Below are 13,208 nucleotides of genomic sequence, written 5' to 3' on the forward strand. Positions count from 1 at the left end.
TTAACATCACTATTCTTAAAGTGACACCCAATAATCTCTATGAATGACTTCATAATTATGCCTTTCGCCTCTTGCTTGAATATGTTGACTTTGCATACCTTTTATCTCTCTTAATTCCTCTGCGCTATATGTGCATTGTCCTTTTCCAATTACGCGCCCTTGTTGCGTCATTACTTCTACGACATCGCCAACTTGGAAAAATCCTGAAACATTTGTAACGCCAGCAGGAAGAAGACTCTTACCATGCTGAATGATAGCAGTAGCTGCTCCAGCGTCTACTTCAATTTGCCCGCTAACAAGCGAATGCAACGCGATCCATTGCTTGTTCATCTTCATCTCTTTTTGAGGGGCATTTCCGACATACGTACCATCACCTTTGCCCTTCAAAACATCTACAAACTTCTCTTGTCCACGTCCTGTTCCGATAAATACACTCACGCCAAGAGAAATTGCTGTCTTCGCAGCATCAATTTTTGATTTCATACCGCCAGTCCCAAGTTTGGACCCAGCATCTCCTGCAAGAGAAGCAATCTCTTCCGTAACTTCAGGAAGGAAATAATATTTTTTCGCATCCGCATTTTTCTGTGGATTTTTGTCATATAAACCGTTCACATCCGTAAAAATCATAAGCATATCTGCCGAAACAAGTCCGCTTACTAAAGCTGACAGCATATCATTATCACCGAACGTTAGCTCCTCTAATGAGATGGAATCATTTTCATTAATGATTGGTAGAGCAGAACGGTTTAGTAACTCTCCTAAAGTAGCGTAAGCATTACTATATTGTTCTTTTCTAGAAAAATCACTTCTCGTCAGCAATAGTTGCGCTGTAACGATGCCATATTTACGAAATTCCTCCGTGTACGCCTGCATTAACAAACTTTGTCCAACAGCCGCAGCAGCCTGTTTTCCTTTAATTGTCACAGGTCTGGTAGGATATCCTAGAGCCGAAAAACCTGCAGCGACAGCCCCAGATGTAATTAACAAAACTTCATGCCCTTCCTCTTTCAATCGAGCCAATGCGGCAACGTGATCTGAAAGTTGTTCTTTAGAAATGCCTCCGTGACTATCTGCCAAGGAACTACTCCCAATCTTTACAACAATTCGATGTTTTTTCACTTTTTTATCCCCCAAGTCTAAAATCAAAGTTTTTTATAAATTACACTTCTATTCATATAGCTTGCAGCGATTCTATTCTTTTCAATGCTGCGCCTAGCCTATTTAAGAGCAAAATAAAAATGACCGCTTCGCCCTTAATAAAATAAAAAGGACGAAACGGTCATTGTTCCGCGGTACCACCTTAATTGATATACATAGATATCCACTTGGCGCCTATAACGCAGGCGAACGCCTAAACTTTCATTTAAGACTCAGGGATAGGTTCGATATATTCTATACGAGGAATCTTTCAGCCGGTGAATTCCACTCTCTTTCGCAAGAAGACATATGTACTATTTCCCTTCAACGATTTTCGGTTTAATTTTTTATATTATGCGATATAATTTGATTTGGTGTCAAGAAGTATTTTTAAAAATAAATAGAGCGGTAAGTTACTTGTATGAAATTATTACCGTACTGAATGAAAATACAAATCGATATAAGTTTAACTCATATTCATCAACATAAAACCTAAAATTAAAGTGTATATATTTACATAATGTCGAATATAATTGATTTTTATCTTTTGGTGTTGCAAAAAGGAATATATTCTTTTAGAATGTTTCTTTATATTACATAAAGATGTTATTGTTATTTTAAGATAGCAATTTCGAAATGATATAATTTATTATAAAAGGAGCAAGATTGAGTTATTATGGATAAACAAATTGGATTTATCGGTTGCGGAAATATGGGAATGGCTATGATTGGTGGGATGCTACACAAAAAGATAGTGTCTGCAAATAATATTATTTGTTCGGATTTAAACACTACGAATTTAAAAAATGCTAGTGAAAAATATGGGCTAACTACAACTACTGACAACAATGAAGTAGCTAAAAATGCTGATATTTTAATTTTATCAATTAAACCAGACCTATACACATCAATCATTAACGAAATAACAGAAGTAATCAAAAACGATGTTATCATCGTAACGATCGCTGCCGGGAAAAGCATTAAAAGTACTGAAGAAGCTTTTGCTAAAAAATTAAAGGTTGTAAGAGTAATGCCTAACACCCCTGCTCTTGTTGGAGAAGGAATGTCTGCATTATGCCCTAATGAAATGGTGACAGAAAAAGATTTAGAAGATGTGCTAGACATTTTCAATAGCTTTGGTCAAACAGAGATCGTAAGCGAAAAATTAATGAACGTTGTAACATCTGTAAGTGGTTCGTCGCCAGCATACGTATATATGATTATAGAAGCGATGGCAGACGCCGCTGTACTTGATGGTATGCCACGCAATCAAGCATATAAATTCGCTGCTCAAGCTGTGTTAGGTTCTGCAAAAATGGTACTAGAAACAGGCATACATCCAGGTGAATTGAAAGATATGGTTTGTTCTCCTGGCGGAACAACGATAGAAGCTGTAGCAACATTAGAGGAAAAAGGATTACGAACTGCAATTATTTCAGCAATGCAGCGCTGTACACAAAAGTCTGTTGAACTATCTGGGCAAACGAAAAAGTAAAACTATAAAAGAGATCACGTTAGCTTTGAATTTAGTTAGAAAACGGTGGATTACATACTCTCTCGCTTGCACTAAATGATAAACGGACAAACTCATAGATACTTGAGTTTGTCCGTTTTTTTGATTATACTACAATAATTTTATTTGTATCTTCTTTTGAAATTTCAGTTTTATCCCTTCCTTATTCTTTACTATGATTGTGTAATTTTATTAGAAACTAATAATTTTTCAATGCATTTCGGTAACATATCTAATAGCGTTTCAAATGCGTAATTTACATCTAAACGTTCTGTCCATTGATGTGCATCTTTTCCTACCGGCCCCATATTTAATACCGGAACGTCAAACTCTTCTAGATCCTGAAGTGGAATCGAATAACCTTTATCCCATAATGGCATATTGTCTACAAATGAACTCATTGAATCTAGTGGATTCTGTAAGCCCACATAGCTCAAATCTGAAATTCCCCCAAAATAGTTTTGGTTTTCAAATGTAATGTTATGATTGTAGTGAGCATACTTTTCCATTTCTGCAACTACATCTTTAATTAACGGATTGTTGCGTGAACTTACAGCTGGATAATATGGTGGAGCAAAGAAAAGTACAATCATCGGCGCCTTTTCTTTACATAAAATAGATAGTTTATCTACTAAATCAATTGTTACCGCACGATCATCTTTATCTTCTCTATTTTTTATTATATTAGATTGAATATCATCTATTTTCTCTTGCCCATGTTGTTCAATTGCATAAGCGATAAGCTCTTCATACGTTAATACATTTACTTTCATATTAGGCGGTATAAACGGATTATATTTAGAAAAACGATATGCTTGCTTCTCGTATGATTCTTCTATTTTCTCTGCTACTTTCGTTACTTTTTGATGTAACATTGAAACGACGTCTGTCATCGTTTTTTCCAGTAAAAACAAATTGAATAATGTGACTGCACGATGCGGAATTTGTACAGAATAATCCTCCTTTAAATCACGTTGAAGTAAGTTAGTTGGGGGAGGACTCGCTTCTCCTTCTACAACATCACAAAGGTCCGTATTCAATTCTAATTCAGCCGTTAATAAACCAGCCATATAACTCCCATTTAAGCCTGCAAATGGTTCACCCACATGTGTTTCTTTACCATAGCAAAGAAATCCAGGTAACACTTTACCAATAGAACCAGTATAAATATACTTATTTTGGTCACCAGGATGTCGTGAAAACATAGGCTCTGAATTTAATACCGTTTTATAATCCAAGTTATGTTCTCTTGCTAACTCTAGTAGTCTTGGAACAGCAGCCCTCATCCCTACAGAGTTTACTTCTTCATCTGGAACAGCTAATAAAAGAACATTCCCGTCAAATCTTCCTTCACAGGCTTGCTCAATCATTGCCATTTGTAATGTGAGGCCGCATTTCATATCCATTGTTCCTCTGCCAAACAGCCAATCTCCTTGTTCTATATCTTCACGTACATGGCCTGGTAATTCATCTTTATGAGAATAAAACATAGATGTTAACTTTTTAGGATTAAATGCATCTTCTTTCCAAACTCCGTAATCTTGCACATCTACAACATCAAAGTGACTAACTAAAATTACGGTATTTTTTGTACTATCGCTTTTCTTCACTAGGGCTGTAACAAAATATCGTCCGTCCCCCGTCGGATTTTTTTGCAAATGATGTGGGTTTTCTTTGAAGTACTGTAAATCAGATAATTGTTCCACAACAAAGTCTGGCAATATCACTTCAGCTTCTGTACCTGTAATACTAGGAATTTCAACAAGACTGCTTAATAATTGAATCAATTGTTCTTTTGATTGCCACTTTGACATATAAATCCCCCTATTTTTCCGCATTATGAAAATGAATTCCAGTATATGAATAAAAAATGACGACAGTTATCAAAATTATAGTTCTGATGTACTGCCGATTTTTATTGATATTTCATGAGCTGCTTGTTTTACCTTACTAATAAGAAAAGATAGTCGATCATCATTTATGCGATGACTAATTAACCCAACACTTAATGCTCCTACTACTTTATGATTAAATCCGATAATAGGTGCAGCTACTGAAGCTGTCCCTTCTGTTTTTTCACCATAACTGACCGCATATCCTTCAGTTTTTATTTGCTTTATTTGATCTAAAAGAATGTGCTTTTGTTCTGGTAATGAAGAAAGTAAATGTTCTACAATATGTTCCATTTCATTCGTTTTCATATTGGCAAGCATCGTTTTATTTGCAGCACCAATTGAAAGTGGAATTTGTTCCCCTAAGTTATCAATAACTCGAATTTTTAAAGGGCTATCCATTCTTTCAATGATAATAGAATGTGTTCCATTTGGAATGTTCAAATAAACACTCTCTTCCACTTCAGAGGCTAACCGCTTCATCACTTCTCTTGCAACTGATCTGTAGTCTACCTTCTCCAATTGACGTAATCCTATTTCCATCCACATTGGCCCAATTTTGTACTGTTTCGTTTCTGAAATTTGCGTAACTAACCCATGCTCGATTAAAGAGTTAAGTAATCTATGTACTGTACTAACTGGGAGATGTGTTCTGTCCGCTATATCAGAAATTGCCCAATACTCTTTTTCATTAGTAGAATTTAACAACTTTATAATACTTATCGCTCTATCAATGGACTGCACCATAATAACTCACCTCAGCTTGACTTGTAATATGCTAGTTCGCTCAATTACCTATCAATTTAACAAAAATTTAAAATGAAATCAATCTATTTATTCAATTTTCTAAAAATAAAAATATGCCACTGATAACAATTTGTAAGCGCGAACAAAAAAATATTGACTTTTCTTTTTAATTATCTGAAAATTATAACAAGATTTCACATCACGGAATACATTCCACAATACGGAAAAACATCAAACTTCATTCTATCAACTACGAAAGTGAGGAAAACAATGACGCAAGTAAGTAATACAAACAATGAATTAAAACGTACGATGAAAAGTAGACACTTATTCATGATTGCACTCGGTGGTGTGATTGGAACGGGATTATTTAACGGATCTGGTTTTATTATAAGTCAAGCTGGACCTGGTGGATCCGTACTTGCCTTTATGGCTGGTGGATTATTAATGTATTTCGTTATGCTTTGTCTTGGTGAACTTGCTGTAGCCATGCCTGTTTCAGGTTCTTTTCAGGAATATGCAACTAAGTTCATCAATCCTGCAACTGGCTTTACAATCGGATGGTTGTATTGGTTAAGCTGGGCGAATACGACCGGTCTTGAATTTACAACTGCCGGCATTACAATGCAGCGCTGGTTTCCTGATATTCCTGTTTGGGTTTGGTGTTTAATATTTGGCGTTACTATCTTCACTATTAACGCATTATCTGCTCGTAGTTATGCAGAAACAGAATTTTGGTTTTCAAGTATAAAAGTATCTGCCATTATAGCTTTTATTATCCTTGGCGGTGCCGCTATGTTCGGTTTTATTGACTTAAAAGGCGACGAACCAGCCCCGTTATTATCAAATTTCGTAAATCATGGCGGTTTATTCCCAAATGGACTTGCAGCTATTCTATTAACAATGGTTACAGTCAATTATTCCTTCCAAGGTACAGAACTTGTCGGAATCGCAGCAGGTGAAAGTGAAGATCCAGCAAAAACTTTACCTCGTTCTATTAGAAATATTATATGGCGCACGATGTTTTTCTTCGTCTTAGCAATCTTTGTTCTTGTTGCTTTAATTCCTTGGGAAGAAGCAGGATTAACAAAGAGCCCATTCGTTGCTGTATTTGATAATATCGGTATTCCATATGCAGCTGATATTATGAATTTTGTTATTCTTACTGCTGTTCTTTCTGTCGCAAACTCTGGACTGTACGCCGCAACTCGCATGCTTTGGTCATTATCAAAAAATGAAATGGCTCCGGCCTTTTTAAAAAAATTATCTTCACGAGGAATACCTTTAAACGCTTTAATTTTGACAATTTCTATTTCTGCTTTTTCTCTTTTAACAAGCGTTGTAGCTGCTGAAACAGTTTACTTATGGTTAATTTCCATTTCTGGCGTCATTACAATCATTGTTTGGATGTCAATTTGTGTCTCTCAATTCTTTTTCCGTAAACATTATTTAGCAGACGGTGGAAAATTAGAAGACTTAAAATTTAAAACTCCACTTTATCCACTTGTACCAATTCTTGGTTTTGGATTGTATGGCATTATATTAATCAGTCTTATTTTTATCCCAGAACAACGACTTGGAATCTATTGCACTGTACCGTTTATCGTTTTTTGCTATACCTACTATCACTTTAAAGTTAAGAAAAGAATTGCTACTAACACTCATAGTGAAAGTAAAATTAGCGAGACTATGTAATACTATACTTATATATAAAAGACCGCACATGGCTTTCATTTCATATGCGGTCTTTTATCATTGGCATTTGTTCTATTCCCTTTTCATTCATTACCTCATACGATTCAGTGTTACTATATACCTTTACTTGGATTGCAAGTTCTTTGAAAAGTGATACCAATTTCCATAATGCGGTAAATACTACAATACTAGTAATTGGATTTTTTCACTTTTAATACGTTATTGATTTTCTTTACTGTTTTGATATATTGAATATATATTGCTTAAAAATTTAAAAAAAGACAGGAGTTATCTACAATGATAAAAGGTTTCGGGGGAATATTTTGGAGAACTAAAAATCTTGATATTATAAAAAAATGGTACAGTGAAGTGTTGAAAATTGAAATAGAAGATTGGAATGGGACTGTGATTAAACCCCAATTAGGAAATGAGACTATTTTTTCTTTCTTTACCGAAAATGATAATTATTTTCCAATAGAACAGCAAGTGATGTTAAATTTTGAAGTACATAATTTAAATGAGACTATTCAGCATCTTGAACATATTGGTGTACCTCTTGAAAAGAAAGAAGAAATTAGTGAGTTCGGAAAGTTTATTTGGATTAAAGATCCTGAAGGTCGTCTAATTGAGCTTTGGGAGAAATAGACGGTTATAATCCTTTGCTATTAAGCTAACGGTTGCTTTCATTCAACAAAATAAATAAAAAAGTCGATTCCTTAACTCCACAGGAAATCGACTTCTTCTATCCCATCGCAATAAAATGGAACTACTTCCCTTGATTAGATTGTTTTCGAACAAAAGATACGAAAAATAGTTTTTTCTGGCTGCTTATTTATCCCTTCTAATTCGCTTTAAAATTATATAATGGCTTAATAATGTGCTTTATATCTATTGTTTCTTTTGTATTTTCTATAATTTCATCCATTGGCTTGTATACCATTGGTGCCTCATCAATTGTGCTCTCTACTACCGATGTAGTCCAAACCTCTTTCATCGTATTTTGGAAGTCCTCTAGACTCAATAATTCTTTAGCCTTCTTACGACTCATGATACGTCCTGCCCCATGCGGACCAGAAAAGTTCCAGTCTGGATTACCTTTACCAAATGCAATAATTGAACCATCTCTCATGTTAATTGGAATAATTACTCGTTCATCTTTCTGAGCTGAAATAGCACCTTTTCGTAGAATCATATTTTCCATGTCAATATAGTTATGTATTGTAGTAAATTGATCAGTTACTTTCCAATCCATTTTAGTGACAATTTCATCAATCATTGCTTTACGATTGAACTCAGCATACTTTTGGGCAATATTCATGTCATTCATATAATCTTTGAATCCTTTTCCTTCTAAATAAGCTAGTGCTTTACGAATCTGTGGCTTCTTAATTCCACGTAAAGTCTCTTGTATTTCTTTTTCTCTCCCCTCTTTAGTTAATCTCTTAATAATCTCATCCTTCATTGATGTAACATGAATTAGTTGTTCATACGCGAAGTTCTGGTAATACTCTGCTATTTGTTTACCTAAATTACGAGAACCACTATGAATGACAATATATACATTTCCTTTATCATCTTCATTTAATTCAATGAAATGATTTCCTCCTCCAAGAGTACCTATACTTTTTTGAGCTCGTTGTAATGTATATGGGGCCTTCACACCATCAAAATCAATCATTTTTGAGAATCGATGTTCTTTATCTCGGATACGAAAACCACTTGGAACAAATTTACGAATCGTTTCGTCTAAGTAATCGAAATTAATTTCTTCTTTTTTCTTATCAATCACACCAACTTCCATACCACAACCAATGTCTACCCCTACAAGATTAGGAACAATTTTATCTTGTATTGTCATCGTTGTCCCAATCGTGCAACCTGCTCCTGCATGTGTATCTGGCATAATACGAATTTGACTATCCTTTACGAATTCTTGGTTACAAAGATCAATAATCTGCCCAGTTGCAGTCTCATCAACGTTATTCGTAAATACTTTTGCTTCATTGTATTTTCCTTGTAATTTCAACATCTTTCATGTCCCCTTCCTTTTGAAAGAATTATTTTATTACGTTGTATGTGTTCTTATAATTACTATTATCCACCTTCTGCTTTCCAATATATATGTACTATATCTTTCACTATAAAAAAATTATAATGATTCATTTTGTTTACATAATATAATTACTGTCTCTTTATATTTATACCTACACATAAGCATTCCTCCTCCTAAATATCGATCATATAATAATTAAATAAAAACTCCCCTTAAATCGAAAATGATTAAGGAGAGTTTTTTATTTACGATGAAATTATAGTTCAGATTTCACTCGAACAGAAACATTGTTTTTAATTATTTTTTTGAATTCTTTAAAGGTAACAAAATTGTTACTTTTCTCATCCCAAAGACGAAAACGGAGTGATCGTAAGCTTGTAGCAAGTGTAATCGTTGGTACATTTTTTAACGGAAGCGTATTATTGTGTGCCTCTTCTAGTTTATAGTTAGGTACTCTTGGACTTAAATGGTGAACATGATGGAATCCAATATTACCAGTTAGGAATTGCAAGATTTTTGGAAGTTTATAAAATGAACTTCCTTCCACTGCCGCCTTCACATATTCCCAATCTTTATCCTCTTCAAAATAAGAATCTTCGAATGTGTGCTGTACGTAAAACAGCCAAATTCCTACTGAACCCGCTATTAAGAATATCGTACCATGCACTAACAGAAACGATTGCCACCCAATTGCCCAGCAAAGTATAGCTATTAAAGCAACGATTATAATATTCGTCAAATACGTATTCATACGTTCTTTCTGTCTAGCACCTTTTCGGTTAAATCTATTTTTAAATAAGAAAACATAAATCGGACCTAATCCAAACATAACGAATGGATTGCGATATAAGCGATATGCTAAACGAAGTCTAAATGGCGCAGCTAAATATTCATCCACTGTAAGCGTCCAAATATCTCCTGTACCTCTCTTATCCAAATTACCACTTGTAGCGTGATGAATAGAATGCTCATGTCCCCATTGATCAAACGGGAATAAAGTTAACACACCCATACATGTCCCTACGATTCTATTTGCAGGTCGACTTTTAAAGAATGAATAATGGGTACAATCATGAAAAATAATGAAAATCCGTGTCATAAAACCAGCGGCTAACAGAGATGGAACTAACGATAACCAATAAGAAACAGACAAACTTTTATAAGCAAGGTACCATAAAATAATGAACGGCACAATTGTGTTAATAAGTTGCCACACACTTTTTTTAATCGTTGATTTTTCATACGGAGCAACTTGTTTTTTTAAATTTTTAGTATTTTCTAATGTCATTGGTCTAATTCCTTTCCTTTATGTTGCTAATTCACATTATAGCATACTATTAGTATCAGGTGTTAAAAGTAGCTGTAATAAATATTATATAATATAAAAATCTCTTTTTTCTTACTCATTACTTACAAATTACTTACGGTCAAAAAAACTTATATAATCGGACTGATGGAGCATTTCAATTATAAAAGAAACATCTATTTTTTCCAATAAATATATATAAAAGCAGAGGACTTTTTCACTTCTGCACATCTTTTCATTTTTTTAAATGGTAATTTTTTTCGATTTGTATTTATGTAACAGTTTTTTCTCACAAGAAGAAAAGAGCTGCCATAAGTCAGGTTTCACCGACTTATGGCAGCTCCTTTTCATTTTATTTTAGCGATGGATCCAAACTGCACCTGCAGACTTGTCTTCAGCTTGACCTACTACTTCAAACTTCAATCCAAGTTTCGGCAACTTACGTCCGGCATCTGGAATAACACTGTTGATGTATTGCTTAGAATCATCAAATTTCGCAACGCCTGGCAATCCTTTATAATCAAAAATACCGCGGGTTGGCGAATTTACTTTCCATGCTGGCGTTTGATCAAATGAGAATGCCGCATCGGCAATTTGATAACGCGTACTGCTCTTCACAGTTGGTTGTCCATTTAATGTTCCTACGATTGCCTCTGGATGAGAATCTACTACCCCAAGGAATCCTTCACCTGGATGAACGCCTACCCAGTTATCTGTAAAGCTTTGATCCGCATACCATACAACCATTCCTGTATTAAATACTGGACCACGTGCATGTTGTAGCGCCGTGTCAGACCCAGCGTAATTTCGCCACTCGATATAGTAGTTATGTTTTTTCTGTTCAAATCCGTTAGACACAGTAAATCCTTTTAGCGTCATTGCTGGCTGGCCTTCTGCATCATCAGAGAAAACAACTTTTCCATCTATAGTTAATGCTGCATTGTCTAATGCAAATCCTTTATAAGCTACTGCAATATCTGTTACATACTCAAATTGCAGTTTTACTTTCTTTCCTTTAAATTGGCTTAAATCGTATGATTTATCAACCCACTTACCATCTGTTGTATCTACGCCGCCTTTTACATCTTTTTCGCCCATTCTATCAATACGTGTCTTCGTTCCATCTTCTGCAATCGCATTTACGTCAAGGAAATCATACTTCGCTTCCAATTCATAAAATGCCTTATAATCAAATTTAGCATCCGTTGCAGTCGTTAAGTCAAATACTGGTGTCTCAAGTGTTGTATGAATGTCATTTCCTTTTGTGCTGTAATAAAACTTCTTACCAAATGCTGATTCGATATTTTTTATATCTTTGTCTGGCAAGTTAACACGAACAATTCCTGGTCGTTTTGATTTTGTAACACTTTGATCTAAATATGTTGCAGTACCAATTCCCGTGCGAAGTTTATCATAATCTACTTCGACGATATTCGCCCAGTTCCCCTTCATATTCTTTTGGAAAAACTCTTTATTTTGCGGTGAGAAACTTGTTGGCTCTGTTCCCGCAATTTTTCCAGCCCAGCTACCGCCGCTCATAAGGGACCATGATTCAACAGGTTCACCTTGTCCAGAATACTTTGTATCATATTCATCTGGTAAGCCTAAATCATGACCATACTCATGCGCAAACACACCAACTGCACCGTCTTCAGGCTCGATTGTATAATCATATGCAGCCATCTTTCCGCCCCAGTTTGATACAGTAGATTTTGTACCATCAATCGCATATGGCTTTGATCCTAGTTTTGAACGATGGGACCAAATCGCATCATCTTTCAATTTACCACCGCCAGCTTCTTGACCTACGCCCGCATGTACAACCATTAGGTGGTCAATAATTCCATCTGGCTCGTTTTTATTTCCATCACCATCTTGATCGTATTGATCAAATTGATCATAATCAGCTAAATTAATGCCTTTTGCTACAGCTGCTTTTAATGCTTCTTTCACAAAATCGCGTGGCCCTAAAGGACCTTTATTATCATGACCAGTTCCCGCATCCGCACCATAATCTGAAGCTTTTCCTGGAACAGTAAGCCATTCGGTTACAGTGCCATCAACTGTGTAGCTTCCGCCAGATTGCTCTTCATAATATTGTTTAAAAGTGTTAATCTTCGATCCATCAAATAACGTAAATTGCTCATCACCAAATAACATTTTTTGATAATGTTCACGATTAAAGTCCTTAGAATACATGTAACCCGGTTCTTGATCAATATTATTATGCTTAAAATCGCTAAATTCTACGAGTAAAACAAGCACTTTATCTTTTCGAACAGCTCCATTGTACTCTTCTTGCTTCGCTGGTGTAGTAGGTACTTTTCCATTTAGTTTTCTAGAATTCAATCCTGCATCTTGTCCAGCCACTGGTCCTACTTCAGGTTGCTGCGCCTGTTCATTTTCCTTCATTTTTGTATCTTTTACTTTTTTCATAAAATCAGAAGCCTCTTGCGTAAGACTATCTCCTGTCAAGATTTCTTTCCCAGGGTTTTCCCCTTTCTTTTTCTCAACATAATTTTCGACAGCCTTTGATGTCTCAGCTTGTGATGCAGATTGATCAATTACTCCCCTTTGTTTCAGCGCTTCTGCCAAACGCTCATCTGGTATTAAATGCTCATCAATTGGTAGAGATGGTGGCGTATCAGCATACGCTGCATGACTTCCAAAAGCAAACGTACTACTTAACACTGCCGCTGTTGCTAAAACTGATAATGGTTTTAACTTCTTATTCTTTTTCAATGCTTTTCCTCCCCAGTGTCTGCAAATTATCGTTTTTTTTGCCGATAGGAACATAATATTCGTTATAATACGAATATTCAATCTTTTTAAAAGGCTAAAATGTTGAGAAATATTTTTTAGGGT

Annotated in this window: 9 protein-coding genes and 1 other annotated feature; of the genes, 3 read left to right on the forward strand and 6 right to left on the reverse strand. The window is 35.2% G+C overall.

Annotated features, from left to right (window positions below; all coding sequences use genetic code 11):
* Positions 1-15 precede the first annotated feature (15 nt).
* The gene (proB, locus tag DM800_RS23845; protein ID WP_060487185.1) at positions 16-1,119 is read right to left on the reverse strand and encodes a glutamate 5-kinase; all 1,104 of its coding nucleotides are present in this window, start codon (positions 1,117-1,119) and stop codon (positions 16-18) included.
* Positions 1,120-1,263: 144 nt separating this feature from the next.
* Positions 1,264-1,474, reverse strand: a binding site (T-box leader).
* A 339-nt stretch (positions 1,475-1,813) separates the two neighbouring features.
* Here proB and proC point away from each other — a divergent pair.
* The gene (gene proC, locus DM800_RS23850) at positions 1,814-2,632 is read left to right on the forward strand and encodes a pyrroline-5-carboxylate reductase (RefSeq protein ID WP_106101973.1); all 819 of its coding nucleotides are present in this window, start codon (positions 1,814-1,816) and stop codon (positions 2,630-2,632) included.
* 191 nt (positions 2,633-2,823) lie between these two features.
* Here proC and DM800_RS23855 read toward each other — a convergent pair whose 3' ends face one another.
* Both DM800_RS23855 and DM800_RS23860 read right to left on the reverse strand, forming a co-directional pair.
* On the reverse strand, positions 2,824-4,488 hold the full coding sequence (locus DM800_RS23855; RefSeq protein WP_147787738.1) for a M20/M25/M40 family metallo-hydrolase: 1,665 nt from the start codon (positions 4,486-4,488) through the stop codon (positions 2,824-2,826).
* Between the two features lie 51 nt (positions 4,489-4,539).
* The gene (locus DM800_RS23860; RefSeq protein WP_000250770.1) at positions 4,540-5,289 is read right to left on the reverse strand and encodes an IclR family transcriptional regulator; all 750 of its coding nucleotides are present in this window, start codon (positions 5,287-5,289) and stop codon (positions 4,540-4,542) included.
* A 270-nt stretch (positions 5,290-5,559) separates the two neighbouring features.
* On the opposite strand from DM800_RS23860, the gene DM800_RS23870 reads away from it, so the two are divergent.
* Together DM800_RS23870 and DM800_RS23875 are read left to right on the forward strand one after the other, a co-directional pair.
* Positions 5,560-6,984 carry an amino acid permease gene (locus DM800_RS23870; protein WP_088063805.1) on the forward strand — a complete coding sequence of 475 codons (1,425 nt, stop codon included), beginning with the start codon at positions 5,560-5,562 and terminating at the stop codon, positions 6,982-6,984.
* Between the two features lie 297 nt (positions 6,985-7,281).
* Positions 7,282-7,629: a VOC family protein gene (locus DM800_RS23875; protein WP_147787739.1), complete on the forward strand. Its 348-nt coding sequence runs from the start codon at positions 7,282-7,284 to the stop codon at positions 7,627-7,629.
* A gap of 196 nt (positions 7,630-7,825) precedes the next feature.
* Here the strand turns inward: DM800_RS23875 and DM800_RS23880 are convergent, their stop codons facing one another.
* The 3 genes from DM800_RS23880 to DM800_RS23890 form a co-directional block, all read right to left on the reverse strand.
* A complete protein-coding gene (locus DM800_RS23880; protein ID WP_147787740.1) occupies positions 7,826-9,013 on the reverse strand; it encodes an RtcB family protein in 1,188 nt (395 codons plus the stop codon).
* Positions 9,014-9,293: 280 nt separating this feature from the next.
* Positions 9,294-10,325 (reverse strand): Delta(5) desaturase DesA, encoded by a 1,032-nt coding sequence (desA, locus tag DM800_RS23885; protein ID WP_142343688.1) that lies wholly within the window; start codon positions 10,323-10,325, stop codon positions 9,294-9,296.
* A gap of 375 nt (positions 10,326-10,700) precedes the next feature.
* Positions 10,701-13,085 (reverse strand): immune inhibitor A domain-containing protein, encoded by a 2,385-nt coding sequence (locus tag DM800_RS23890; RefSeq protein WP_179955710.1) that lies wholly within the window; start codon positions 13,083-13,085, stop codon positions 10,701-10,703.
* Positions 13,086-13,208 lie beyond the last annotated feature (123 nt).

It is taken from the genome of Bacillus sp. AY18-3 (genome assembly GCF_008042305.1).
In the GTDB taxonomy this organism is placed as follows: Bacteria; Bacillota; Bacilli; order Bacillales; family Bacillaceae_G; genus Bacillus_A; species Bacillus_A wiedmannii.

What these genes read in the sequence shown, in the direction of transcription:
- proC (WP_106101973.1), top strand. Translation starts at nt 1,814, where the DNA reads ATGGATAAACAAATTGGATTTATCGGTTGCGGAAATATGGGAATGGCT.
- DM800_RS23855 (WP_147787738.1), bottom strand. Translation starts at nt 4,488, where the DNA reads ATGCGGAAAAATAGGGGGATTTATATGTCAAAGTGGCAATCAAAAGAA.
- DM800_RS23860 (WP_000250770.1), bottom strand. Translation starts at nt 5,289, where the DNA reads ATGGTGCAGTCCATTGATAGAGCGATAAGTATTATAAAGTTGTTAAAT.
- DM800_RS23870 (WP_088063805.1), top strand. Translation starts at nt 5,560, where the DNA reads ATGACGCAAGTAAGTAATACAAACAATGAATTAAAACGTACGATGAAA.
- DM800_RS23875 (WP_147787739.1), top strand. Translation starts at nt 7,282, where the DNA reads ATGATAAAAGGTTTCGGGGGAATATTTTGGAGAACTAAAAATCTTGAT.
- DM800_RS23880 (WP_147787740.1), bottom strand. Translation starts at nt 9,013, where the DNA reads ATGTTGAAATTACAAGGAAAATACAATGAAGCAAAAGTATTTACGAAT.
- desA (WP_142343688.1), bottom strand. Translation starts at nt 10,325, where the DNA reads ATGACATTAGAAAATACTAAAAATTTAAAAAAACAAGTTGCTCCGTAT.